Origin of the sequence: Planctomonas deserti, assembly GCF_003067705.1 — a bacterium.
Lineage (GTDB): Bacteria > Actinomycetota > Actinomycetes > Actinomycetales > Microbacteriaceae > Planctomonas > Planctomonas deserti.
Genome location: NZ_QANL01000089.1, coordinates 1 through 633 on the forward strand (window position 1 = coordinate 1; position 633 = coordinate 633).

A 633-nucleotide genomic window follows, 5' to 3' on the forward strand; every position below is an offset into this window, starting at 1 on the left:
CAGGCGTGCGGCGAACAGCGGCACCACCAGGCCCAGCAGCAGCCCCAGCACGATCTGGCCGAGGGTGAAGCTGTCGGACATCAGCAGCCAGAACGCCACCACCATGATGCTGAGCATCGGCGAGGGAATCAGGCGACGGAACAGGGAGCGCTGGGCAGTCATGGCTGGCGGATCTCCGGCGTGGTCGCACGCAGCTGCTGCACGTATTCGCTGGGTTGCAGCAGCTGTGCGGCGGTGGCGTCGGTGTAGCGCATCAGCGGTGCTGCGGCCAGGGTCATGCCGATGCCGTAGGCCAGCAGGATGCAGGCGGCGTACAGCTCGACCCGGCGCAGGCGTGCCTTGCGCGGCTTCGGTGCATCGGCCTCGACCGGCGGCACGCGCCAGAACAGGCGGATGCCGCCGCGGGTCAGGCCCATGATCACCAGCAGGCTGCTGACCAGCACCGCGGTCCACACCGGCCCGGTGTACTGCGCCGGCATGCCGGCCAGCAGCGCGGCCTTGGCCAGGAAGCCGGACAGCGGCGGCAGGCCGGCCACCGACACCGCGCCGATCAGGAACAGCACCGCCGGCGTTTCCTTGCCCGGCATCGGCGCGACCACTTCCTTGCGGTCGCTGGCGCCGCCGCGACGGCGG

1 pseudogene is annotated in these 633 nt (G+C 71.2%); it reads right to left on the bottom strand.

Features of this window, described 5'->3' with window-relative positions:
- Window positions 1-158 precede the first annotated feature (158 nt).
- Window positions 159-633, bottom strand: a pseudogene (locus DAI20_RS19690) (hypothetical protein); the annotation flags it as partial.